Source organism: Myroides odoratimimus (assembly GCF_004337635.1).
GTDB lineage: Bacteria > Bacteroidota > Bacteroidia > Flavobacteriales > Flavobacteriaceae > Flavobacterium > Flavobacterium odoratimimum.
This window is the reverse complement of the sequence record NZ_CP037427.1, coordinates 1790557-1816762: the sequence shown is the minus strand read 5'-3', so window position 1 is coordinate 1816762 and position 26206 is coordinate 1790557. Positions and strand designations below refer to the sequence as shown.

The 26206-nt window shown below is 34.4% G+C and carries 21 protein-coding genes and 3 tRNA genes; 17 read left to right on the top strand and 7 right to left on the bottom strand.

Annotation, left to right across the window (positions count from 1 at the left end; translation table 11 throughout):
• The first annotated feature begins 18 nt into the window (after nucleotides 1-18).
• The 4 genes from rodA to E0Z07_RS08335 all read left to right on the top strand — a co-directional run bounded on the left by rodA (nucleotide 19) and on the right by E0Z07_RS08335 (nucleotide 3455).
• Nucleotides 19-1272, top strand: coding sequence for a rod shape-determining protein RodA (rodA, locus tag E0Z07_RS08350; RefSeq protein ID WP_006257271.1), 1254 nt, complete (start codon nucleotides 19-21; stop codon nucleotides 1270-1272).
• Nucleotides 1273-1321: 49 nt separating this feature from the next.
• Nucleotides 1322-1864 (top strand): hypothetical protein, encoded by a 543-nt coding sequence (locus tag E0Z07_RS08345; protein WP_225600875.1) that lies wholly within the window; start codon nucleotides 1322-1324, stop codon nucleotides 1862-1864.
• A gap of 264 nt (nucleotides 1865-2128) precedes the next feature.
• Nucleotides 2129-2482, top strand: coding sequence for an ISAon1 family transposase N-terminal region protein (locus tag E0Z07_RS08340; RefSeq protein WP_006260368.1), 354 nt, complete (start codon nucleotides 2129-2131; stop codon nucleotides 2480-2482).
• The gene (locus E0Z07_RS08335; RefSeq protein ID WP_006260369.1) at nucleotides 2469-3455 is read left to right on the top strand and encodes an ISAon1 family transposase; all 987 of its coding nucleotides are present in this window, start codon (nucleotides 2469-2471) and stop codon (nucleotides 3453-3455) included. The genes E0Z07_RS08340 and E0Z07_RS08335 overlap by 14 nt, the downstream gene beginning before the upstream one ends.
• Nucleotides 3456-3595: 140 nt before the next feature.
• Here the strand turns inward: E0Z07_RS08335 and E0Z07_RS08330 are convergent.
• From E0Z07_RS08330 to E0Z07_RS08320, 3 genes are all read right to left on the bottom strand, one after another.
• Nucleotides 3596-3668: transfer RNA gene (locus E0Z07_RS08330), tRNA-Phe, on the bottom strand.
• A gap of 26 nt (nucleotides 3669-3694) precedes the next feature.
• Nucleotides 3695-3767, bottom strand: a tRNA-Phe gene (locus tag E0Z07_RS08325).
• A gap of 35 nt (nucleotides 3768-3802) precedes the next feature.
• A tRNA-Phe gene (locus E0Z07_RS08320) sits at nucleotides 3803-3875 on the bottom strand.
• A gap of 128 nt (nucleotides 3876-4003) precedes the next feature.
• Here E0Z07_RS08320 and E0Z07_RS08315 point away from each other — a divergent pair.
• The 7 genes from E0Z07_RS08315 (at nucleotide 4004) to E0Z07_RS08285 (ending at nucleotide 11358) form a co-directional block, all read left to right on the top strand.
• On the top strand, nucleotides 4004-4753 hold the full coding sequence (locus tag E0Z07_RS08315) for a type III pantothenate kinase (protein WP_006257273.1): 750 nt from the start codon (nucleotides 4004-4006) through the stop codon (nucleotides 4751-4753).
• Complete coding sequence (locus E0Z07_RS08310; RefSeq protein ID WP_006257274.1) at nucleotides 4731-5996, top strand: hypothetical protein; 1266 nt, start codon at nucleotides 4731-4733, stop codon at nucleotides 5994-5996. The genes E0Z07_RS08315 and E0Z07_RS08310 overlap by 23 nt, the downstream gene beginning before the upstream one ends.
• Nucleotides 5997-6014: 18 nt before the next feature.
• Nucleotides 6015-6572, top strand: coding sequence for an LPS export ABC transporter periplasmic protein LptC (gene lptC / locus E0Z07_RS08305; protein ID WP_006257275.1), 558 nt, complete (start codon nucleotides 6015-6017; stop codon nucleotides 6570-6572).
• Nucleotide 6573: 1 nt separating this feature from the next.
• Complete coding sequence (locus E0Z07_RS08300; RefSeq protein ID WP_006257276.1) at nucleotides 6574-6765, top strand: hypothetical protein; 192 nt, start codon at nucleotides 6574-6576, stop codon at nucleotides 6763-6765.
• A gap of 236 nt (nucleotides 6766-7001) precedes the next feature.
• Nucleotides 7002-9107 (top strand): peptidylprolyl isomerase, encoded by a 2106-nt coding sequence (locus E0Z07_RS08295; RefSeq protein WP_006257277.1) that lies wholly within the window; start codon nucleotides 7002-7004, stop codon nucleotides 9105-9107.
• Nucleotides 9108-9221: 114 nt separating this feature from the next.
• Nucleotides 9222-10094: an ACP S-malonyltransferase gene (gene fabD, locus E0Z07_RS08290; protein WP_006257278.1), complete on the top strand. Its 873-nt coding sequence runs from the start codon at nucleotides 9222-9224 to the stop codon at nucleotides 10092-10094.
• An 85-nt stretch (nucleotides 10095-10179) separates the two neighbouring features.
• Nucleotides 10180-11358: a multidrug effflux MFS transporter gene (locus E0Z07_RS08285; RefSeq protein ID WP_036471117.1), complete on the top strand. Its 1179-nt coding sequence runs from the start codon at nucleotides 10180-10182 to the stop codon at nucleotides 11356-11358.
• A gap of 61 nt (nucleotides 11359-11419) precedes the next feature.
• On the opposite strand, the gene E0Z07_RS08280 is transcribed toward E0Z07_RS08285, so the two are convergent.
• On the bottom strand, nucleotides 11420-12550 hold the full coding sequence (locus tag E0Z07_RS08280; RefSeq protein WP_006257280.1) for a DegT/DnrJ/EryC1/StrS family aminotransferase: 1131 nt from the start codon (nucleotides 12548-12550) through the stop codon (nucleotides 11420-11422).
• A gap of 170 nt (nucleotides 12551-12720) precedes the next feature.
• Between E0Z07_RS08280 and E0Z07_RS08275 the strand changes: the two genes are divergently transcribed.
• The 3 genes from E0Z07_RS08275 to E0Z07_RS08265 all read left to right on the top strand — a co-directional run bounded on the left by E0Z07_RS08275 (nucleotide 12721) and on the right by E0Z07_RS08265 (nucleotide 17147).
• Nucleotides 12721-13956, top strand: a complete 1236-nt coding sequence (locus tag E0Z07_RS08275) for a 3-deoxy-D-manno-octulosonic acid transferase (RefSeq protein ID WP_006257281.1) — start codon at nucleotides 12721-12723, stop codon at nucleotides 13954-13956.
• A gap of 687 nt (nucleotides 13957-14643) precedes the next feature.
• Nucleotides 14644-16797 (top strand): S46 family peptidase, encoded by a 2154-nt coding sequence (locus E0Z07_RS08270; RefSeq protein WP_006262841.1) that lies wholly within the window; start codon nucleotides 14644-14646, stop codon nucleotides 16795-16797.
• 119 nt (nucleotides 16798-16916) lie between these two features.
• Entirely contained in the window at nucleotides 16917-17147 is a 231-nt protein-coding gene (locus tag E0Z07_RS08265) for a hypothetical protein (RefSeq protein WP_006257283.1), read from the top strand.
• A gap of 207 nt (nucleotides 17148-17354) precedes the next feature.
• On the opposite strand, the gene E0Z07_RS08260 is transcribed toward E0Z07_RS08265, so the two are convergent.
• Nucleotides 17355-18878, bottom strand: a complete 1524-nt coding sequence (locus E0Z07_RS08260) for a GH3 auxin-responsive promoter family protein (RefSeq protein ID WP_006262840.1) — start codon at nucleotides 18876-18878, stop codon at nucleotides 17355-17357.
• Between the two features lie 111 nt (nucleotides 18879-18989).
• Between E0Z07_RS08260 and E0Z07_RS08255 the strand changes: the two genes are divergently transcribed.
• Entirely contained in the window at nucleotides 18990-19787 is a 798-nt protein-coding gene (locus E0Z07_RS08255) for a DUF2797 domain-containing protein (protein WP_006262839.1), read from the top strand.
• A gap of 52 nt (nucleotides 19788-19839) precedes the next feature.
• On the opposite strand, the gene E0Z07_RS08250 is transcribed toward E0Z07_RS08255, so the two are convergent.
• Both E0Z07_RS08250 and sppA read right to left on the bottom strand, forming a co-directional pair.
• Nucleotides 19840-22470: an AsmA-like C-terminal region-containing protein gene (locus tag E0Z07_RS08250; RefSeq protein WP_131540557.1), complete on the bottom strand. Its 2631-nt coding sequence runs from the start codon at nucleotides 22468-22470 to the stop codon at nucleotides 19840-19842.
• A gap of 135 nt (nucleotides 22471-22605) precedes the next feature.
• Entirely contained in the window at nucleotides 22606-24372 is a 1767-nt protein-coding gene (sppA, locus tag E0Z07_RS08245) for a signal peptide peptidase SppA (RefSeq protein ID WP_041888982.1), read from the bottom strand.
• 126 nt (nucleotides 24373-24498) lie between these two features.
• Here sppA and folK point away from each other — a divergent pair, with 126 nt between their 5' ends.
• Complete coding sequence (folK, locus tag E0Z07_RS08240; RefSeq protein ID WP_006257288.1) at nucleotides 24499-25647, top strand: 2-amino-4-hydroxy-6-hydroxymethyldihydropteridine diphosphokinase; 1149 nt, start codon at nucleotides 24499-24501, stop codon at nucleotides 25645-25647.
• A complete protein-coding gene (locus E0Z07_RS08235) occupies nucleotides 25637-26197 on the top strand; it encodes a DUF1543 domain-containing protein (protein ID WP_006257289.1) in 561 nt (186 codons plus the stop codon). The genes folK and E0Z07_RS08235 overlap by 11 nt, the downstream gene beginning before the upstream one ends.
• The last annotated feature ends 9 nt before the right edge of the window (nucleotides 26198-26206 follow it).

The window sequence follows — 26206 nt, the reverse complement described above, 5'->3', positions numbered from 1 at the left end:
CTTTAGATTAAATCAAAAATGAAAAACGTTAGTGTTCAAAAAAACATAGATTGGATATCAATACTTCTGTATATGCTTTTAGTCATAGCTGGGTGGATTAATATCTATTCGGCTTCTCTACCTGCAGAAACCACATCTATTTTTGACTTAAGCCAAATCTATGGTAGACAACTAATGTTTATTATTTTTTGTATTCCACTTATTATATTGATTGTATCCATAGACACTAAGTTCTATGAGAAGTATGCTATGGTTTTCTATATCATTGGGCTGCTTTCCATACTTGGTTTATTTGTATTTGGTAAGTCAGTAAAAGGTCAAACGAACTGGTATCAAATAGCTGGTTTCGGTATACAGCCCTCAGAGTTTGTAAAAACTACTACTGCCCTGCTACTCGCTAAATTTTTATCAGATAGTCAATCCCATCTAAGTTCTTTTAAAGAACAAATTATAGCTTTAGTTATCATCGGTGTACCTACCCTATTTATATTAAAGCACGATACTGGTAGTGCTATGTTATTCGTTTCTCTTGTATTTGTTTTGTACAGAGAAGGACTGCCTAGTTGGTACTTATGGACTGGATTTATAACAATTATTCTATTTGTCGCAGCACTTGTAGTAAAACCAGGTATCATCATAGCTTCTATACTTGCAATAGCGGCATTACACTTCTATTTAAACAAAAAGATTACTCGTAACCCTTTAATATATATTATACTAGTTGTAATCATGTCAGCCTTCGTATTCTCTGTAGATTACGTTTATGATGAAGTACTAGAACCACACCAAAAAGACAGGATTAATGTATTAATAGGAGAAGACGTTAACTTACAAGCTGAAGGGTACAACCTTAATCAATCCAAAATAGCCATTGGATCAGGAGGCTGGACAGGAACAGGATTCTTAGAAGGAACTCAAACAAAGGGAGGATTCGTACCAGAACAACACACAGACTACATCTTCACTACAGTAGGAGAAGAATGGGGGTTTGCTGGTGCTTCTTTTGTAATCATTCTATTTGTCTGCCTATTTTTCAGATTAATACACTTAGCAGAAAGACAGAAAAAAATATTTAACCGTGTTTATGGTTATTGTGTTATCTGTTTTCTGTTTATACATTTCGCCTTTAATATTACAATGCTTATTGGACTATTCCCTACCATTGGTGTACCCCTACCATTCTTTTCATATGGAGGTTCTAGTTTAATGGCATTTACTGTATTACTTTTCATCTTTCTAAAGCTAGATGCTAATAGAATTAATGAATGGTAAATACATACTCACGAAACAAATATTTAATACAATTCACACAAACAAAACAATGAAAAACAAAATGCTATGTGCTGCTGCAATATTTGTAGCAACAACATCTGTGGTTAAAGCTCAAGAAATTAAAACTACTGATGTAAAAGAAATCCCTACAGAACACACTTCACTTGAGTCCTTAATTGATGAAAAGAAACTAGTTGAAGAAAGCTTAAAACTTGAAGAGATTAAACTTCAAAATGAAAAGGATGCTGCTAAAAGATTAGAACAAGAAAAAGAAATAGCTAAACAACAACAAAAAGAAGAACTAAAAGCCCAAAAGCAATTAGAAAAAGAACATAAAGCTGAACTTAAAAGACAAAAGAGTATTATCAAAAGTCAGAAAAAAGTAAGCAAACAAACATTAAAACTTCAAAAAGCAGAAGATAAATACAATGCTAGAAATAGCAAATATGTTCAACTAAATGCTTCAGGTAGGCTTACTCCAATAGAAGATTTAAAATTCAAAAAGCAATTACTTGATTTGCAAACTAACATTAAAACCCAAGAGTTAGAACTAAAAAAACTAACAATGGAGTTTGAGGCAATCAACAAATAATACATAAAGCTCACTTCTATGAAGTGGGCTTTTTATTTTCTTCCTATCCTCTCCTCAATCACCAACACAAAGACACACAAGCCCCCTTAAGAACGTTCTTTATACACTTATACATGATTAATCAATGATTAAATACTTCTCTTAAAACTCTTTATTTTAGCAGTGAGCATTATTTTCAAATGTATTTTACTTTTTAGATTAACTAGACTTTTTGGATCAACGTTAAAAGTTGGGGAGGAAAGTGTAAAATAATATCTTTGTGCTATGATGGATAGCCAAGAAATACTAAAACTAATCTTACCTACTTACTTAGTAGAACACTTCAATATTACTAAAGTAGAAGAATTAGAGACCAAACTACATATCTACTTTGAAGAGAAGAATGATTACGGAAATCAATGTGCTGAAAGACAGCTTATTTCTAAAGGTTTCCATAGTATGATTACTATTGAAGACTTCCCGTTACGAGGTAAATCAGTTAAACTACACGTACAACGTCGTCGTTGGACAGATAAACAAACAGGAGAAATTATATCACGTGATTGGAATATCATCGCAGAAGGAACACGAATGACTACAGAGTTTTCGGAGTTCTTAAAAAAAATTGGCCGATACTAAAGTACTTAGCTGTAAGGCTATTGGTGAATTATTTGGGGTTAAAGGAGAGAAGTTTCAACGCCAATACAAACATAAAACTAGTGGTTTCAAACAATGGGATCAACAAGAACATGCACAAGACTGGCTACTCTACCCAGAAAATATAACTAATCAGTTGTCCATAGACGAAGTATGTTTATCTATGGGAGAATTGTACACTATACTGACTTCTAAAGCAGGTAAAGGTCAGAAAAAGACCATTGTAGCGATAGTTAAAGGAACAAAATCAGATACTGTAATAAAGCATCTATCTAAACTACCTAAAAAACTTAGAGATAAAGTTACCGAGATTACTTTAGATATGGCAGGGGCTATGAAACAGATAGCTAAGAAGTGCTTCCCTAAAGCTGTGCAAGTAATTGATCGTTTTCATGTACAAAAGCTTGTAAGTGAAGCTGTACAAGATATTAGAATAAAATATAGATGGGCTGAGCTTGACGCTGAGAACACTGCTGTTTTAAAGGCTAAGGAAGAAGGCATTATATATAATCCTGAAATACTTAGTAATGGAGATACTAAGAAACAACTTTTAGTTCGCTCACGTTCTCTACTTTATAAAAACCAAATTAATTGGACATCTGACCAACAAGAAAGAGCTAAGGTACTATTTGAATTATACCCAGAGATCAAACAAGCCTATCTACTTGCTAATAACCTTAGACAGATATATAATCTACAAATAGATAAAGAAATAGCTATGACTAAGCTAGCTCATTGGTTTAATGATATTGAAAAAGCTTCACTCAAACACTTTAGTACTGTTTTAAAGACTTTTAATGTACACTATAACGAAATCATCAATTACTTTATTAATAGAAGTACAAATGCTTCTGCGGAATCATTTAATGCCAAAATTAAATACTTCCGTATGATGTATAGAGGTGTTAGGGATAAGAAGTTTTTCCTTTTTAGATTAACTAGACTTTTTGCCTAGTCCCCAACTTTTGTCACTGATCCGACTTTTTGCCTAGTCCCCAACTTTTGTCACTGATCCCAACTTTTGTCACTGATCCATTTCTTTTACATCAGGGCGCAAAATAAAAAAAACCACTACTGATGAGTAGTGGTTTTTTGTGGTGCCTCCAGGAATCGAACCAGGGACACATGGATTTTCAGTCCATTGCTCTACCAACTGAGCTAAGGCACCTTATGTTTCGCTTAAGTTTAAATTAGTGGTGCCTCCAGGAATCGAACCAGGGACACATGGATTTTCAGTCCATTGCTCTACCAACTGAGCTAAGGCACCTTTTTTTAAACTATAACAACTAAAAGCTAAATTAGTGGTGCCTCCAGGAATCGAACCAGGGACACATGGATTTTCAGTCCATTGCTCTACCAACTGAGCTAAGGCACCAATTGGCTTTTAGTATTGAACAATCTTGTTCTGTTAAGCGGTTGCAAATATAGAACAGATTTTCGTTCTTCCAAAACTTTTTAGAAAAAAAATCATTTACTACCTTTGCCTAACACAAGAAACACACTATGATTCTAGCAATTGATATAGGCAACACAAGAACCAAATTAGCTATCTTTGAAAAAGATACGCTTTTAGAAACTCATTTTTTTGAAATAAATTTATTAGAAAAAAAAATTAAAAATATTTTAAAAATAAATGACGTAAAGCCTAAAGTTATACTCTCTTCGGTAGGAAAATTAGAATCTACAACTTACAATTGGTTACTAGAAAACACAGAAGTAATCGAAATTAGTCATAAAAGTGCTTTCCCTTTTATGAATAAGTATGCAACTCCAGCTACTCTTGGCATAGATAGAATGGTTCTAGCTGCAGGAGCTACTATACTATATCCAAATTCTAATCGTTTAGTTATTGATACAGGTACTTGTATAACCTACGAATTTATTAATGACAAGGATGAATATCTAGGCGGAGCTATTTCTCCAGGTTTAAGTATGCGCTATAAGGCTTTAAATCATTATACCGCAAAGCTTCCATTATTAGAACCAACTGATATAGATTATTTAATCGGAAATCAAACAAATCAGTCCATTCACTCTGGCGTAATTAATGGAATAACCCTTGAAATAGATGGCATCATTAACCAATACAAATCCTTGTATCCTGATTTAAAAATAATTTTGACTGGTGGAGATACACTTTTTTTGGTCAAAAGATTAAAAAATGTCATATTTGCTAATTCAAACTTTCTACTAGAGAGTCTGAACAATTTATATCAATACACAATTGAAAATGATAAAAAAAATCTTCTTTAGCCTGAGTTTACTATGCGGTACAGCTGCTCTAGCTCAACAAGGCAATGCGTCTCCTTACTCTTATTATGGCGTAGGTAATATTAATTACAACGGTACGAATGAATACAAAGCTATGGGGGGAACAAATGTTTACGCAGATAGTATTCATATAAATTTAAAAAACCCAGCTTCATTTGGTAAGCTTAAGCTTACTACTTTTTCATTAGGAGCTACAGGTACTTCTTATAATTTTAAGACTGATGCTGGTTCAGAAAATGCAAATAGACAAACGATAGACTATGTTGCTGTAGGGTTACCTATTGCAAAGAAGTTTGGTGTTGTGTTTGGGTTGTTACCTTACTCTAATGTTGGTTATAAAATCAATGGAGAAAGAACAAATCCTCAAGGACAAAAGATAAACTCTAGATATGAAGGTGATGGTGGAGTGAACAGAGTATTTTTAGGTACTGGATATGAAATCAACAAAAACTTTGCTGTTGGAGTTGATGCTGGATACCACTTTGGTCATACCAACAATGATCTGTATGAGAACATCACAGATATCGGAGACGGAACATCACTTCAGAATATTACTAGAGAATTGAGAAGATTAGACTACAAAGGATTCTCTTTTAATTTCTCAGCACAATATACAGGTAAGTTTAAAGGGTACGATTGGCAAGCTAATGTAACTTATAGTCCTGAAACAAAATGGACAAACGACAACCTTACGAAACTGCAAGTTTTAAAAGGAAATCAAATCGCAGATCAAAAAACTGTGATTGATGATTCTAGAAAAATTACTAATCCACAAGCTCTTTCTATGGGGCTAGGCTTTGGTAAAGAATTTAAATGGTTCATTGGTGGTCAATATACATTTACACAAACAAGTAAATTAACTGACTCTTGGAATAAAACGAATATTTCTAACTTTGAAAACTCTAATCGTTTTTCTCTTGGAGGATTCTATATTCCGAAGTACAACTCATTTAGCAGTTATCTAGATCGCGTTGTCTATAGAGCTGGTTTCAGATATGAAAATACTGGACTTATCTTACATGACAAAGCTATCAACGATATGGCTGTTAATCTTGGTGTAGGTTTACCTATAGGAGAGCGTCGTAAATTCACTAACCTAAATATTGGTTTTGAATACGGTAGCAGAGGAACTAAAAACAACGGATTAGTTAAAGAGAACTATTTCAGTGTTTATGTAGGATTCTCATTAAATGACCTTTGGTTCCAAAAACGTCGTTTTGATTAATTTGTAGTAAGCTAACAAATGAAATTACTTTCTAAATTCTTAAGCATACTATTCTTTTTCACGATTGCTGTAAGTTTATTTTCTTGTGAAAGTAACTTTAAAGAAATACAAAACTTCAACAAAGTAAGTTTCTTTCCAGCCAGTGAAGTAGAAAATATGCGTGGTCAATACATAGATTCTGGAAGAGTCAAAGCTATTTTAGTAAGTCCAAAAATGCTAGATTACAGCAATGTCAAATATCCCTTTACCGAATTTCCAGTTGGAATTCACTTAACAATATATGACAAGGATAAAAATAAAAATACTGTAATAGCCGATTACGCTATTCGCTATACTAAGACAGACCTAATAGACCTACAAGGAAATGTGGTGATAACAACACATGATGGTAAGAAGCTTGTTTCTGATCAACTTTACTATGATCAAAAAAACGAATGGTTCTTTACAGAAGGCAAATACAGAGCCTCTACTGATAGCGAAAACTTCACTAGAGGAATAGGAATAGACTTTGACAGTAAAATGAGCAAGGTAAAAGCAACTAACAGTTACGCCGAAAGCGTAAAAAACAACGAATAAAATGAAAGCATTACGCATAATACCTTTCTTCTACTTATTTATCGCAGTACTATTTATATACGACGGTGTATCTAAAATAGTAGCTGGTGACACAGGATCTTGGTTGAGTTTCTTGATAGCAGCAGTAGCGATATTCATGTTCTTCTTCCGAAGAAAATTCTTAAAAAAGATGGACGGGTATAACAAAAAATAATACACTACTAGAGGCGAGATACTAAATATCTCGCCTTTATTTTTTTAATAAAACCACGATAACAATCCTCTCTTATCTACTCTATTTCAACATTAATTATAAAAAAACAAATTAATTATTCTGAAATCTAAATAAAAACTTAACGAAAGCACTAAAATAATAGCACTACCCCTTTTATTATTAAATAGATAATTGTATTTTCGCTCACTGAAAAAAATTACACATAATAAAAAAGCATGGCAGTTTTATCAAAAATTAGACAAAAATCCGCTCTGTTAATTGCCGTAATTGGTATTGCATTATTAGCATTCGTTATTGGCGACGTAGTAAGAAGCACGGGAGGTGGACTATCAAGAAACATTGGTAGTGTAGATGGTGAAGAAATTAATACCCAAGAATTCCTACATAAAGTAGCTCAAGCCGAAAAGCAAGGACAGATGAGCAATACTCAAGCAGGAGTAATGGTGTGGAACAGCGAAGTAAATAATATTTTACTTACTAACGAATTTGAAAAGTTAGGTTTAAGACTTGGTAAAGACCAATTAGTAAACGTTGTTAAAAACAACCCTACATTCGCTAACAATCCAGAATTCCAAAACGCTGTTGGGCAATTCGACATCAACAAATTCAACCAATTTGTTGCTATGATGAAAGGTGCTGGTCAAGAGCAATGGAACCAATGGTTAGCTTATGAAAAAGAATTAGAGAAAGTTGGTTTAGAGCAAATGTATTTTTCATTAGTTCAAGGTGGTATTTATACTACTAATGTTGATGCTAAAGCAGCATACTCTAATGAGAATGACAAAGTTTCTTTTGACTATGTTACTGTTCCTTATTCTACTGTGAATAACGAAGAAGCTGCTGTTTCTAATACAGAGATATTAGATTACATGAAAAAACATGCTAACAGATTTAAATCTGAGCCTACTCGTGTATTACAATATGCTTTCCTTCCTAGTCAGCCATCTGCTGCTGATAAAGAAGCTGTAAAAGAAGTTATAGAAGGTTACTTAAAGCCAACTGTACAATACAATGCTACAACTAAAAAGAACGATACTATCCCTGGTTTTAAAACTGTAAAAGATATCGAAACATTTGTAAACACAAATTCAGATATCAAATTTGACAGTTTATACTACGCGAAGAAAGACCTTCCTTTAGAATACCAAGAAGAATTATTCAACTTACAACCTGGTCAAACTTTTGGTCCATACATTATGGGTGACTACTATTGTATCTCTAGAATGATTGATAAAAAAGCAGGTCAGAGAGTTGATGCTTCTCATATCTTAATCGGTTTTGCAGGTTCTGCAGCTCCTGGAGCAACAAGAACCAAGGAAGAAGCAAAAGCAAAAGCAGAAGAAATCTTAGCTAAAGTAAAAGCTAATCCTTCTTCATTCGCCATGGAAGCAATGACGCAAACAGAAGACCCAGGTTCTAAAAACAACGGTGGTAAATACGAAGATATCCCAAGAGGACAAATGGTTAAACCTTTTGACAACTTTATCTTTAACAATGCTGCTGGAACTATCGGTTTAGTAGAAACTGACTTTGGATACCACATTATCCAAGTAAACGAAAAGAAAGAAGGTGCTAAATTAGCAACTGTAGCTCGTAAAATAGAAGTATCAGACGTAACTGCTGATGACTTATTCACTAAAGCTACTCAATTAGAACAAGACGCTCCTACAGCTAAAGACTTTATCGCTACTGCTGAAGGATTAGGTTTCAATGCTCAGAAAGAAGTAACTATTCGTCCATTCGAAGAGTTCTTACCTGGAGTAGGTAACCAAAGAAGTATTATCTCTTGGGCTTTCAATAAAGAGACTAAAGAGAGTGCTATTAAGAGATTTGACAATGCTGACGGACACATCATCGTTAAAGTAACTTCTAAAAATGATACAGGTCTTGCACCAGTAGAAGAAGTGAAATCAATCGTTGAGCCAATCTTAATGAACGAGAAAAAAGCAGTTGTAATCAGAAAGAAAATGACTGGAAATACTATTCAAGAAGTATCTAACAGTTCTAAAGCTTCTATCGCATCTATAACTGATGTAACTACAGGAGCTCCACTGATCACTAATATTGGTAATGAGCCATTAGTAGTAGGAACAGCTTTCGCAACTGCAGTAAACAAAGATTCTAAGTTAATCGACGGTTTACAAGGTGTGTATATGATCCAAACTAAAAATGTAACTAAAGCACCTGAATTAACTGCTGGTTACGCTAGTTATAAAGCTAGAGTAGAAAACAGCGTTAGAGGTATGGCACAAATGCAAGTACTGAAAGTATTAAAAGACAATGCTAAGATTAAAGATAATCGTGTAGGTGTTATCCAATAATACAAAAACATATCATAACGAAGCCATCTGTATATCAGATGGCTTTTTTTATGTCTATATGGTTTACTAATAAAAATACCTTATTTTTGCCTTACAAAATTTAAAACTAAACTTATGAAAGCATACGTATTTCCAGGTCAAGGAGCTCAATTCACAGGAATGGGGAAAGACTTATACGAAAACTCACCTATAGCTAAAGAGATGTTCGAGAAAGCAAATGAAATCCTTGGATTTAGAATTACAGATATCATGTTCGAAGGTACTGCTGAAGAACTAAAAGAAACTAAAGTAACTCAACCAGCGGTATTCTTACATTCAGTTGTATTAGCTAAAACATTAGAAAACTTTACACCTGAGATGGTAGCTGGACACTCACTAGGAGAATTTTCAGCATTAGTAGCTAATGGTACTTTAGCTTTTGAAGATGCACTTAAACTAGTTTCTCAAAGAGCGATGGCTATGCAAAAAGCATGTGAAATCACACCTTCTACTATGGCTGCTGTACTAGGTTTAGAAGATAGCATCGTAGAACAAGTATGTGCTGGTATAGATGGTGTAGTAGTAGCTGCTAACTATAACTGCCCTGGACAATTAGTAATCTCTGGTGAAACTACAGCTGTAGAGAAAGCGTGTGAAGCACTAAAAGAAGCTGGAGCGAAGAGAGCCTTATTACTTCCTGTAGGTGGAGCATTCCACTCTCCTATGATGGAACCTGCTAGAGAAGAACTAGCTGCTGCTATCGAAGCAACTACTTTTAACACTCCTATCTGTCCAGTGTATCAAAACGTAACTGCTAGTGCAGTGAGCAATCCTGAAGAGATTAAGAAGAACCTTATCCTACAGTTAACTGCTCCTGTAAAATGGACTCAGTCTGTAGAACAAATGATCGCAGATGGAGCTTCTTTATTTACAGAAGTTGGACCAGGTAAAGTATTAGTTGGACTAATCAAAAAAATCAATAAAGAAGCAGAAACTCACTCTGCATAACAAATTGGTAAAACATACAACAATTATATAATAACAAAAATCCTTGGTTGTACACTTCCAAGGATTTTTTTTTAAAACCTATATAGTGGATAAACTTTCAGCACAAGAATGGATCCTTATCTTCACTCTAGTGAGCCTTACTGCATTAGGCCCTTTAGCTATAGATATGTACCTTCCTGCATTCCCGAAGATAGCACACGATCTAAATACTGAGATTAATAGAGTTCAGATATCACTTTCTACATTCTTAGGAGGATTAGCAATCGGGCAACTCTTTTGGGGACCTATATCAGATAAGTATGGTAGTAAAAAACCAATCATACTGTGTCTGTCTATTTTTATACTTTCATCTCTAGCTGTAGTATTTGTAAAGAACATTGAAGTCATGTGGCTATATCGTTTTTTACAGGCCTTCGGTAGTAGTGGTGGAGTAGTTATCGCAAGAGCCATTGTCAATAAAAGGTTTGATAAAGATCAGACACTTAAGATATTTAGTATACTAGCCGTGATCGGAGGAATAGCTCCCATCATCGCTCCTATATTAGGTAATATAGTCTTAAAGTATCTAGATTGGACTCATGTATTTACTACGATGGCCTTGTTTGCTACACTGAGTATTGGTATGACAGTATTCTGTCTAAAAGAAGACTATACTAATAGAATACCAACTTTAAATGTAGGAGGTATACTAACGAATTATTTTAAGCTCTTTAAGAACAAACTGTTTATAAGATATACTATTATCGGAAGTATAGCCTATAGCTGTCTAATGATCTATATCTCTAACTCTCCTGTTCTAGTAATGGAAGTAGGAGGACTATCGAGTACACACTTTAGCTTTGTATTCATGGCTAACTCATGTGGTCTAATGTTAGGATCGTTCTTAACCTCTTCTATTTTGAGAAAAAGACTATCTCCTAAAAATATTATTAAGCTAGGAGCGAGTACACAGTTTATAGCTGCTTCACTATTATGGTTATTCATACAGTTAGATTTGAGCATATATATACAGTTAGTACCTCTTTTCTTCTTTGTGATGCCATTAGGACTACTATTCCCTACTACGACTACTTTAGCATTAGCACCCTATAAAGCAGAGTCAGGTATAGCGTCAGCTCTTTTCGGAGCTTCTCAACTAGCCTTTACCTTCATGACCTCTATCTTATTAAATAGTTTGAATAATGGCTCTATGAGCATCGTAGCGCTCTCATTAGTAGCATGTGCACTCGTTTCGTTCACATTAATATCTACGACAAAAGAATAACATCAATACATAAAAAAAGCAGACCTTATCGGGTCTGCTTTCGTTTTATAGTACTATAAGACTATCCTAAGAATGCCTTAATCTCATCTGTGATAAACTTGATTTGCTCTTCGTCTAACTCAGTATGCATAGGTAAAGAAAGAACCTCTTGTACCAACTGATTAGTCACTGGGAAATCAGCCTCATTATAACGAGGATCTAAATATGCTTTCTGATTGTGTAATGGTATTGGGTAATAGATAGCACATGGGATACCTTTACCTTGTAAGTGTGCTAATAATGCATTTCTATCAGCATTCACGATACGCAATGTATACTGGTGGAACACGTGGCTATTCTCATCTCCTACTACTACTGGAGTAACGATATTAGGATGATTAGCTAAAGCAGCAGAATACATCTGAGCAGCAGTACGTCTAGCTACATTATAAGCATCTAGATTAGGTAACTTAGCATTTAACACAGCAGCTTGGATACTATCTAGACGAGAGTTCACTCCTACTACATCGTGGTGGTAACGCTCATACATACCGTGATTCACTATTCCTCTTAACGTATGTGCTAATGCATCATCGTTAGTGAAGATAGCTCCACCATCACCATAACATCCTAAGTTTTTAGATGGGAAGAATGAAGTAGCAGCTACATGTCCGATAGCACCTGTTTTTACCACTTTTCCATCAGGATAAGTATAATCTGCTCCGATACCTTGTGCGTTATCTTCGATCACATATAAGTTATGTTTCTCAGCTAACTTCATGATAGCGTCCATATCAGCAGACTGTCCGAATAAGTGTACTGGTACGATAGCTTTAGTTTTAGGAGTAATCGCTTTTTCGATTGCTTCTATCGAAATATTGAATGTATCAGGACATACATCTACTAATACAGGAGTTAATTGTAATAAAGCGATTACCTCTACAGTAGCTGCAAAAGTAAAGTCAGCCGTGATTACTTCATCACCTGGTTTTAAACCTAATCCCATCATAGCGATCTGAAGAGCATCAGTTCCATTAGCACATGGTATCACGTGTTTAACTCCTAAATATTGCTCTAAGTTTGCCTGAAATGCGTGTACTTGTGGTCCGTTGATAAAAGCAGAAGATTCTAATATTTCTTGAATCGATTGATTCACTTCTTCTTTAATTCCTTCATATTGACCTTTCAAGTCAACCATTTGAATTTTTTTCATTCTAATTGTCTTTTATATCTTTTGAACTATTCATATAATTACCAACAAGTTACCTATATAAATAGCACTTAATTTCGATATTAGTTATCACTACAAAAATAATAAATTCTTTGCGCCAAAGCTCAAACTTTATCAAAAGAAACGTAATTTCGCTCAATAAAGATTTACCTATGTTTTTCCTATATAATATACTGACCTATATTTCTATATTCTTCATCCGTATTATCGCGCTGTTCAACAAAAAGTTAGGCTTATTCGTTGCAGGGAGAAAACAATCTTTTCAAATCTTAAAAGACAATATACTTTCTACTGATAAAGTGTTCTGGATACATGTAGCTTCGTTAGGCGAATATGAACAGGGGCTTCCTGTCATGGAGCAACTAAAACAGAAGTACCCTACGCATAAGATAGTGCTTACCTTCTTCTCTCCTTCTGGATATGAAGTGAAGAAAAACAATACTATCGCTGATGCCACATTATACTTACCTATGGACACACTAGCGAATGCTAAAAAGTTCTTAGCCTTGTGTCATCCAGAACAAGTATTCTTTGTGAAATATGAATATTGGCCTAATTATTTAAATCAATTGCGTCAACAGAATATCCCTACCTATTTAGTATCAGGGATACTAAGACCAGATCAAGTATTCTTTAAATGGTATGGAGGATTCTACAGAACAGCATTAAAGGCATTTACATACTTCTTTGTTCAGAATGAAGTATCTAAGATACTTCTAAATCAATTGCAATATAACAATGTAGAGATAGTAGGTGATACGAGATTCGATAGAGTATCTCAGATATTAGAACAGCACAATGAATTGGCATTTCTAGAAGCCTTTACCTTAAATAAAATGGCGAAGACTATCGTCATCGGTAGTTCATGGCCAGAAGATGAAAAGATTCTAGCCAATTATATCAACAATACACAAGATAATTCTATCAAGTTTATCTTTGCGCCACATAATATCAAAAAGGATCAGATAGATAATCTCGTTCAAAACATAAAGAAACCAACTGTACTGCATAGCCAACATCAAGAGAAAGATCTTAGCCAGTACTCTGTCTATATAATAGATGCCTACTCTATATTGACTAAAGCTTATAGTTATGCAGATATTGCCTATATAGGAGGAGGTTTTGGAGCAGGTATTCACAATATCCTAGAAGCCGCGACCTATGGAGTGCCTGTTATTATTGGTCCAAATTATAAAAAGTTCCAAGAAGCTAAGGATTTGATAACATTAGGTAGCTGTATAGTAGTAAATTCACAATCAGAATTAGACCAAATCTTTGATGAATTATTATACAATGACGCTAAAAGAATCGAATTAGGTAAAACAAGCAATCATTTTATCCTTAAAAATAAGAATGCTACAGAAAAAATAATGAAGCATATACACTAAAAGTAAAAAGGTAAGTAATCAAAGTGGTTACTTACCTTTTTTATATGAATTAATAATTATACTAGTCGTGAACTTTTATATTAAAAGTCTACTCGATCGGATTTTAATCCCGATGTACCAATATAAGACAAAATATTGATTACTGCAACACCACAATCACTAATTATGATTTTTTCAACACACTAATTCTCTTTTTTGTGTTCTCACACACCTTTTTTTCGCATTAGAAACTACTTTTTTGAAAAGATAACACCTCACACAAGACAGGGTACAGTCTCATACCAAAATGGTGCTATATAGACATAATTCCAGCAACACTTAGATACATCACTACAAATTCTACTCCTTATATATACACAGTAGTATAGTTATCTTATTTCTCCCTCTAAACACACCTCTCTATCTATAAGATAAGGTAACTCCACTCCTTACTTACATTCTATCACATAGGTACTTATAATGAGTTTCAATAGAAATGAGTCCGTAGTGAGTCCGTTATGAGTCCGTAGTGAGTCCGTTTTTTTGACCGTTTTAACGGAGTCAATACAGACAGATTACTTTCTTAGTATACTAATATTACGAACCACTATACTCCAACAGTACTATCGCGTATTAACATATTTCGATTTTAGCGTTCCCATGTAATATTGTATCTTGCCAGCGAATTCAATTCTAACTAACACTTTTATGAATAAAAAGATTAAAAATCTATTTAAGGCACTTGTAGTATTGGTAGCTTTACCTATCTATGCACAACAAGGTGGGATGTGGATTCCTTCTCTGCTAAAGGGAATGAATGAAACAGAAATGAAAAGCCTTGGAATGAAGATGTCTATCGAAGATATCTACGATGTGAACCAATCTAGTATGAAAGATGCTGTCCCTCACTTCAATGGTGGGTGTACTTCTGAAGTTATCTCTTCACAAGGTCTTTTACTAACTAATCACCACTGTGGGTATGGACAGATCCAAGCACACTCTTCTGTAGAGAATGATTACTTAGCTAACGGGTTCTGGGCTAAATCTATGGCTGAAGAGCTACCTAACGAAAACTTAGAAGTTACTTTCATCGTTCGCATAGAGGACGTGACTAAAGAAGTAATGGCTGGTGTAGTAGCTAAAGATTCTGAAATAGAAAAACAAGCTAAGATCCAAAAAAACATTACTACAACTGTAGCTAAATTTCCTAAAGAAAAATGGCAAGACAATAAGATTAAATCTTTTTATGAAGGAAACCAATACATCTTATTCGTAACAGAGACTTTTAAAGATGTACGTCTAGTAGGTGCACCACCATCATCTATTGGTAAGTTTGGTTCTGATACAGATAACTGGGTATGGCCACGTCACACAGGTGACTTCTCTCTATTCAGAATATACGCTGACAAAGACAATAAACCAGCAGCATACTCAAAAGATAATGTACCTTACCGTCCTAAGCACTTCTTCCCTATCTCACTTAGTGGTGTAGAAGAAGGTGACTTCACTATGGTATTTGGTTACCCAGGTAGAACACAAGAGTACTTACCATCTTATGCAGTAGAACAAATCGTAAACGATCTAAACCCTGTAAGAATCGGTATCCGTGATAAAGCACTTAAGATCACTGACGAGTTTATGCGTGCAGACCAAGCAATCAAGATCCAATATGCATCTAAATATGCTAGCACAGCTAACTATTGGAAAAAATGGATCGGAGAAAGCCAAGGTTTAAAAAAGACGAACGCTGTACAAGCTAAACAAGATTTCGAAAAAGACTTCATCGCAAGAGCTAAGAAAAATAAAAACACTAAAGCTTATGCTGATATCCCTGCTAAGTTCGAAAAACTTTATGGAGATATTAAACCTTATGCTATTAGCAAAGATTACTTCGCTGAAGTAGTACAACGCAATGCTGAACTTCTAGCTGCGGCTTGGAGAGTATATGCTTTAGAGACTTATGCGTCTAATGAACAAGCATTCAACAGCAGACGTGAGAACTTAATCAAAGGTCAAGACAAATTCTACAAAAACTATAGCAAGGCAGTTGACGAAAAAGTATTCGAGGCTATCGTAGAAATGTATGCAAAAGATGCGCCTAAACAATTCTTACCTAAAGAATTAAACGGAGCTAACATCTCAGCTATCACTAAAGATATCTATGCGAATAGTAAATTAACTACTTACGCAGGACTACAAGAATTATTAAAAGGTAATGCTGATCAAGTAGTGAAAAATATCAACAACGATAAAGGATACGCTTTTGCTAAAGCACTAATCGAAAACTATATTCAGAATGTATTACCTAAATACGAAGAATTAGAAAGAGAAATAGCTGCTTTACAACGTACATTTATGAAAGCTCAGTTAGACTTATATCCTGATGCTAGAATATTCCCTGATGCTAATAGTACACTACGTGTTACTTATGGTAAAGTAGATGGGTACTTCCCTAAAGACGCTACGTACTACGAACCTGTAACTCACTTAGAAGGTATTATGGAGAAATATGTACCTGGTGACTATGAATTCGACGTACCTGCAAAATTAGTAGATCTATATAATAAGAAAGACTACGGACAGTATGCAGATAATGGTAAATTACCTGTGAACTTCATCGCTACTAACCATACAACTGGAGGAAACTCTGGAAGTCCAGCTATCGATGCAGAGGGTAATCTAATAGGGTTAAACTTTGACCGTGTTTGGGAAGGAACGATGAGTGATATATACTATGATCCATCTATTTGTCGTAACATTATGGTAGATGCTAGATACATTTTATTCATTATAGATAAGTTTGCAGATGCAAAACATCTAATTGAGGAGATGAAATTAGTAGAACCTAAGAAAAACAAGTAATTAAAACACTGGCTTACAACAACTTATTGATTAAAAAAAAATATTCAAAAAAAGTTTTGCGAACCAAAAAATTCATATATTTGTCACGAATTAATAATTAACTTTTATAATTTAGTAAGATGAAAAAAATCGCATTAAGCATCGCTTTAGTAGCAATGATGGGAGTATCTTTCGTTTCTTGTAAAGAAACTGCAAAAGAACCAGCTGTAGAAGAAACAACAACTGAAGAAGTAGTAACTGAGGAAGCTCCAGCTACTGAAGAAGTTGCTCCAGAAGCTACAGAAGAGGCTACTACTGAAGAAGCTCCAGCTACTGAGGAAGCTCCAGCTACAGAAGAAGCTGCTAAATAATTTTAGCAAAACTGTTCATAAAAAAGACCCTGCTAGGCAGGGTTTTTTTATATCTATACTTTTCTAAGTTACCATCTATCCCATATATCATACATCACTGTATCACCTACAATTACTATCCTTCTTACTTCATTAGTTTAGCTATTAGATATAAAAAAAGCATCCATTAAAATGAATGCTTTGATGAATTATAATAACTACACAATATTATACTAATATACGTTGCATTGATAATAGTTCTTCTAGTAGTGTACGCTCATTAGATAAGCGTGGTATCTTATGCTGTCCTCCAAGTTTATTGTTATTCTTTAGCCAATCATAGAATAGATTCTTACGAGCACTGTGGAATACTAATGGATTTAAAGTCATATTATTCGTACGCTTCGCCTCATAATCTGAGTTGAGAGCTTGTAGATTCTTATCTAGTACTTCACTGAACAATTGTAGATTGTCTGGAGCTTTACTGAACTCTACTACCCATTCGTGAGCACCTTTCTCTTTTCCTTCCATAAATATAGGTGCTACCGTGTACTCAGCTACCTCAGCATTCAATTCAATACAGGTCTTTGCTAGTGCTCTGTCTGTATTCTCTATCATCAGCTCTTCACCGAATACATTGATAAAATGTTTAGTACGGCCTGTTATTTTAATACGATAAGGTAATAGACTAGTAAAGCGCACAGTATCTCCGATTAAGTATCTTACTAATCCAGCATTAGTAGTGATCACTAGCGCATAATTCTTACCTATCTCCACTTCTGATAATGGAATTATCTTTTGATTAGAAGTTCCGAAAGTATCCATAGGAATAAACTCATAGAATATTCCGTAATCTAACATTAACAACAGTTCATTACAGTCATTCTGATCTTGGATAGCAAAGAAACCTTCAGAAGCATTATAGATCTCATAATATCTAAATCGATCACTAGGTAGTAGCTTTTTATATTGATCCTTATAAGGCTCAAAACTAACTCCTCCATGGAAATAAACCTCAGCATTAGGCCATAGTTCTAATAAATCTCCCCTACCTGTCTCTTGTATAATGCGGTTTAATAACACCAACATCCACGAAGGTACTCCTGCAAAACTAGTTACATTCTCATTCCTTACTTCCTTAATAATTGCATTCATCTTACTCTCCCACTCAGACATCAGTGATGTCTTGTTACTAGGAGTACTGCTTAACTCTGCCCAAAAAGGCATATTATCAATTAAGATAGCCGATAAATCTCCAAAGAAAGTATTCTTGTCTTCATAAAGTTGTTTACTTCCTCCTAGCCTTAAGCTCTTCCCTGTAAATAACTGTGAATCTTCATTGTTATTTAAGTATAAACACAGTAAGTCTTTTGCTGCTTTATAATGACAGTTCTCTAATGCTTCATTACTCACAGGTATAAACTTACTTTTTGCATTAGTAGTTCCACTTGACTTAGCAAACCAACGGATAGGCTCTGGCCAAAAGATATTATTCTCTCCTTGACGAGCACGCTCTATATAAGGCTCAAACTCTTCGTATTTAAATAAAGGCACTCTCTCTGCGAAGTCTCCATAGCTCTTTATACTATCGTAGCCAAACTGCTTTCCTAAGATTGTCTTCTCATTTGTCTTCATTAAATTCAAAAACAAGTCATTTTGTACTTCATTTGGATATTTTCTAAATAGATCTATCTGGTGAATTCTCTTCTTCAATATCCAAGAAGCGATAGAATTAATAATTGTGAATGCCATATCTTATTAATTAGTCAAGTATCTAATCTTTTCATTATGAAAAGTTAGTAATTACAGTGGTAAATGTTTTTTCGTACTTTTACGACTTACCCAAAAATAACAATTTTATCTATGCAATACGAAGGAGTTTTAAACAAAATGCAGACGGAATTTAACACCCCTATTGAATACTATTTAGTATTTAAAAGCAACTTCATCAATATAAATCAGATTCTTGACAGAAACATAAAGATTGAGTTTACAGGATATGAATGTTTAAACTGTGGACAGCACAAAAAAATATTTAGACAAGGCTTTTGTTATGAGTGTTTTTACTCTAGTGCACAAGTAGGTGATTGGATCATGAGACCTGAGTTAAGTACAGCGCACCTAGGGATAGAAGATAGAGACTTAGAGTATGAAACAAAGGTACAGATACAGCCTCATATCGTATATCTAGCTGTAGCTAGTGATGTAAAAGTAGGGGTAACTAGAAAAACACAAGTACCTACCAGATGGATAGATCAGGGGGCTTCTAAAGCAATAGAGATAGTAGAAGTACCTAATAGATACTTAGCAGGAATCACTGAGGTAGCTCTAAAAGATATGTTTACAGACAAAACGAATTGGAGAAAGATGCTACAGAATGAAGTACTAGAAACAAACTTAGAAGAAATAAGAAATTCTCTAAAAGAGAAACTACCAGAAGAAGTAAGACCTTACTTTGACCAAACTGACTCTTCTATCTTTAATCTAGATTACCCTGTCATACAATTCCCAACAAAGATAAAAAGCCTTAACCTTGACAAGACTCCTTCTTATGAAGGTAAGTTAAAAGGTGTCAAAGGACAATATCTACTATTCGAAGATGGTACTGTATTTAATATCCGTACTTATGAAGGATATATGGTTAATATCGAAGTGATCTAATAACATATATAAAAAAACGAGCTCCTTTAATTGGAGCTCGTTTTTTTTTATACTATTCTGTTTCTTCTGTCTTTTTCTTTTTACCGAACAGCCCTTTTAAGCCTTCGCCAATTTTGTTGACTGTTTCTTCAGTTTCATTTTTCTTTGTCACATCCTCCTCATTTGAAGTATTGTTTTCCTTTTTACCACCTAAGATATCTAGTAGTGCATCTTTACCTTTTCCTACTAATTGATTCTTCTGTTCTTCTAAGATTTCATTTGTAATATTCTTTACTACATCAGCCATATTAGCAGACACCTTTGGGTTGGTAAAGTCTCCTGTCACACCTACTTTCACAGGTATTGCATCAAACTTATTACTAGATTTAGGTCCAAGAGCAGTCAGTGCATTAGCAACATCATTACCTAATAATTTAGCTGGTACTTTAAAGTCCAAAGCATAATTAAGGCTTTGATCAAAGCCATGTTCTCCTGATACAGTCACCGCTAAGTCTTTTGTTTTTATATCAAAAGGCTTGAACTGTACACGTCCATTATTAAAGACAATGTGCATCTTTTTATTACTCAAATCTAGATTCTTCAAATCAATGAAGTTCAACGCTCCATCTAATGAAGATAATAGTTTAGAATTCTGAGCAGTAATACTAGCATTCGCTAAATCACCTTTTATATCACCTGACATTGTATTTAAGTCTGGTGATAAATCTGCTGCATTTAACTTTCCTTTCATCACTACAGCTGCATTTACCTTCCCTGACATCACATTAGCAATAGGTGCTACAGCTTTTAAAAACCCTAAATCAGTAAAAGTCTGTTTGATATCTAAACTTTGTAGTCCTAAGTTCATATCAAATGTAGGTATAGCTTCTTTTGTAGATACATTCCCTCCGAATGCTATTTTCCCACCAAAAAGATCTGTTGACATATTTTGAAGACGTGCTGCTTCATCTTTGATCACTAATGTTCCTTTTACATTCTTAAGTGTTAGATCATCGTATACTACTGTCTTTGCATTTGCATTAATCGTACAATCTAAGAAACCTGAAATCTTTAATGGATCTGACGCTTTTGCAGCAGTTGTTTTCTCTTTCTTCTCTTCTACTTTCGCAGTATCTTCTTTTAATAAATCAGCTAATACAAAATTATTAGAGTTTAAATTAAAGTTTCCTTTTAAGGTCTGCTTCTTAAATAAGAACCCATATAGATTATCTAACCTTCCGTCTGCATTTAGATCTGAAGTACCTGTTTTTATAGCAAGTTTATTTAGCGTAACATTACTTGTATTAAAAGTAAGAGCTGCCTCTTGTATCTGCATTGGCTTAGCCATCGCATCTGTACTAAAATTAAAGCCTGTCAAAGATACACTACCACTGTTTTTTATATTTTGATATTGTTCTTTCTCTACAGAGTTCATATCAAAATTAGTAGCTACTTTCGCTTTTAATATCCCTGTCAGTGGTGTATCTAGTTTCACAGGATATGCTTTAGATACATTTGCCAAATTAATAACTCCATCAAAATTCGCATCTACTAATGCATTCTCGCTAATGTTCTTAATCTTTGCTTTCGCATTGAATATATCTTGATCTATCTTAAATGACAATTGGTTAATATCTACATATAGATCTTTCATTATCCCCGTCTCATTCATCACATTAATATCTAATAGAATATTCTGAACTGCTTTAGGAAGATCTGGATACTTAAAGGAAGCATTCTTTGCATTCATATGAATAGCTAGTGTAGGAATAGTCGTTTCTGTCATTTTACCTTTTACTTTTCCTTCTACTTTAAAATCACCTGATGTAGTCACCCCTTTTAGATTACCCGCATAAGCTTCTGGTATTAATCCTAAGAAGTTTTTAAAGTCTGAGTCAGGAGTAGCAAAACTCAAATCAAACTGCTGTCCGTCTTCTAATAACTGCACTGAACCATCAAATGCTAATGGCAACTGATTAATCAATGCTTTATTCTCTTTAAATGAATACAATTGATTCGTCATATCCATTCCGATTAAAGCTTTCAGCGATAAGTTTACCTCATTCAGAAACTTAGTATCCTCCATTACAAACGAAACTTTTGCTTTAGACTCTGTATCTAAATCCAGTATATCATCTGATAGATTACCTGTCCCTTGGTGATAAAACTCGTTAATAGTAAACATCATCTTACTCCCTAAATCTTTATACGTTAAGTTTAGATTGTCTATCTTATAATGATTTAAAGCTAAAGAGAATGGATCCTTATCAGAAGAGTCTTCATCCTCTTCATCCTCTTTTTTTAATGCTATATCATAGTTAGCTACCCCTTGTTCATTCACTATCACGTTAACCTTAGCATTTTCTACTAAGATATCTTCTATACTCATAGGCTTATCCGCCCCATTGAATAACTCCATAATAGACATCTTTAGCCCTATCATTTTGGCAGACACTAACGTATCTCCATCGAATGGCGCCTTATTCACAACAGCCAAATCCTTAATCACTACTGTTGCCTTAGGAAAGTTACGTATAAAGCTCAGGTCTACTTTTTCAAATGTCACCTTCGCATTTAAGTTGTCATTAATAGTTTTAAGTACTAAATCTTGTATTTTTCCCTTAAACAAAATAGGTGTTAGCATTAGTAAGATAAACAATCCCAACACTATACCTCCTGTCCATTTTAAAACCTTTTTATTCATAACTTTTCATTTTATTACAAAATAACAAAAAAAAAGAGTTATCCCTAGTCTAAAAGGATAACTCTTTATTCGATATTAATCAATTTATGTCTTCTTTAACGAAAGCATAAATTTGACTATAACATTATCTTATTACTACTCTATTTTTACTTCAAAAGGCAATATTGCTTGTACACCTCTCATATTGTTGAAATAGTTAAGTCTCTCTATCATTTCATAGTTAGCTTCACCTATCTTTTCTTTGATTAGCTCTTCTTCTGATTTAAATACAGAAGCACCTAGATACCCTCTAAGCATATCTTCGAACTTCATTTTATACTCTGGGTAGTTTACTACTTTATAATCGTCTATCTCTACCTTTTTAGCAGCATAAGCGATAGCTGTATCTAATCCTCCTAGTTCATCTACTAATTTATTTTCTAGTGCATCTTTTCCAGTCCACACTCTACCTTGCGCTAATTCGTTTACTTGTTCTACTGTCATCTTTCTTCCATCAGCTACTCTCTGAACGAATGTCGTATATACATCCTCTATGCCTTCTGTCACCATCATTCTAAAGCCTGGATCAACATCTCTAAACGGACTATAGTTAGCCGCATTATCATGTGTCTTCACTTGCTCTGCATTTACTCCATACTTTGTAGCTAATGCTTTAAAGTTCGGAACCATACCGAATACCCCTATAGAACCTGTAATCGTACCTGGATCTGCGAAGATTCTATCTGCATTACTAGAGATATAATACCCTCCAGATGCAGCTACATCTCCCATAGAAACAATCACTGGTTTCACTTTTTTAGTCAACTCTATCTCTCTCCAGATTAACTCAGAAGTCAGAGCACTACCTCCAGGGCTATTTACTCTAAGTACGATAGCTTTTATCTTATCATCCTTTCTTGCTGCTTTTAGAGCACGGTTGATAGATCCTTCACCGATATAGCTTACGCTACCTTCACCATCTCTAATCTCCCCTTGTGCATAGATTACTGCAATACGATCTTTAGCTGTTTTTGCACTATTTTTCACAATCACATCTTTAACGTAATCTAAGATATCTACGCTATTATAATCTTTATCTCCTTCTACTCCTAATTCATGTTTAATCGCTGCATGGTACTCGTCCTCATAAGCTACTTTATCCACTAATCCCGTTTTTAAAGCTAATTTAGGTGTTCTAGCTCCTAGATTATTTGCTATACCGTTTAAGCTATCTACAGATATCTTTCTGCTCTTAGAGATATCGTTAACTAATGTTTCCCAAATAGACTTTAAGAACACTGTTGTCTGCTCTCTATTCGCCTCGCTCATGTTTTCTTGTAAGAATGGTTCTACAGCACTTTTATATTTACCGTGTCTCATTACTTCCATTTGTACTCCCGTTTTATCTTGTAATCCTTTTAAGTAAAGAATCTCTGTAGACAATCCCTTAAAGTCTAACCCACCTACTGGATTAATATAAATAGTATCTGCAATAGAGTTTAAATAATATTCTCCTTGTGAATACACATTAGCATACGCCAATACGAACTTACCTGTTGCTTTAAACTCTTCTAGTTTATTTCTAATCTCGCGTTTCTGTACTACTCCTAGCATAGAGTTATTATTCAGAATAGAGATCCCTTTAATACGATCATCTGTCTTCGCATACTCTATAGCTGCTAGTACGTCAGACACACCATCTTTTCCAGCTTCTCTAAAGCCGAATTCCTTCATATTATATTTACCTGCATAATCATATTTCACACCAGATAAATCTAAATTAATAACTGAACTATCTTTTACTGTAACAGTATCAGAACTACTTCCCATAGCTACACCGATGATCATCAGTCCAAAAAATAATATTCCGAAGAATATAAACAGACCTACTATCGTAGCTAAAACATTTCTTAAAAACCTCATATTAAAAACAATTTATCTTATTAGTATTCAAATTATAAAAAAAGTTACAGATTATACCCGTAAATTTGCATTATTAACTGATACAAAAGTAACGATTATTCAATTTTCTTTTATTTACTTTGCCCCATGTTTACGCAAAATCAAATAGTATTATCAATAGGTTCTAATCAAGGAGATAAATTATCTAACATAGAGAAATCTATCGAACTGATTAACAAGCATATTGGTACAGTCATAAAAATATCACCTATTTACGAATTTCCTGCTTGGGGTTTTGAGAGCGATCCTTTCTTTAATTGTGCTGTATTATTACACAGTACGCTAAAAGCTGAAACGGTTATTCTAAAGGTACTCGAAATAGAACAAGTACTAGGTAGAATACGTCCACAGCATACAGTGGGGTATAGTGCTAGACTGATAGATATCGATATTATCTCTTTTAACCAAGAAGTGTATAATACTGATAACCTATCTGTACCTCACCCCTTGATGCAAGACAGACAGTTCGTACTACAGCCATGCGCAGATCTAAACTTAGAATGGGCACACCCTATACTAAAGCAAAGTTTCAAAGAATTACTGAATAGCTGTAAAGATAAAACATCTTTTAAGATAGTAGGAGAGATAAAAAGTCCAATTCTTCAATATGGCTTTACTCATGTAAACTTTATCGCCATAGAAGGAAATATAGGTGCTGGTAAGACAACTTTAACCAATCGTATATCAGAGGACTTTAATGCAAAGAATATCCTAGAAGGTTTTGCGGACAACCCTTTCTTGCCTAAGTTTTACAAAGATGCTACGAGATACGCATTTCCATTAGAGATGTCATTCTTAGCAGACAGATACTCACAGTTATCTGATGATTTAGCACAGTTTGACCTTTTTAAAGAGTTTATCATTGCTGATTATTATATCTACAAGTCTATCATCTTTGCTCAAATCACTTTAGAAGAAGACGAGTTCAAGCTGTATCAGCAGATATTTGAGATTATGTATAAAGAAACTCCTAAGCCTGATCTATATGTCTACCTATATCAGAACACAGATCGCTTATTAGAGAATATACAGAAACGTGGTCGTTCTTACGAAAGTGAAATCCCAGGTACTTACTTAGATCAAGTGAACCAAGGTTATTTTAACTATATCAAGACAATGCCTGCAGACAAAGTGTTGATCATCGATATATCAGACTTAGACTTCGTAGCTAATCAAGAAGATTATATCTACATCTTAGATAAGATTCAACATAAACTAGTGAAGCATGACGAATAAACTATTTATGACCATGCTAGGAGTCACTCCTCCAGGACGTCATATAGAACAGCATGATATCTACTTCGGTATAGGCACACAGATGAAAGACCTCATCCCACAGATAGTTGACTTTTGGCCAGAAGCAGGACCTAAACTACACGTAGATGCATGGAGAGAAGTAACGTCTGTACAAGGTCATCACATAGAAGTAGTCTCTAGAGAAGCATACCTACCTAATGATCTAAAGTTATTCTTTATCAATCTAGGCGGTTATAAACCAGGTATTTTTGACGAGTTTCACCAGACGTGTCTAGTAGTCGCTAATAGTCAGAAAGAAGCTATCCAGTATGTAAAGAGTACAGCCTTCTATGAAGAGTATAACCTGCCTCCGAGAGGATATAGTCACGTAGATAATAAGTATGGTCTAGATGTAGATGATATCTATGAGATGGACGAAATCTTAAATGAAAATTTAAAACAGCAATACGCTATCAAAATAACTCCTTCTATAGAACCTCTAACAGATGATCACATAGAACTAGGGTATATGAAGCTAAGCAGTTTCTAACTATAAAGA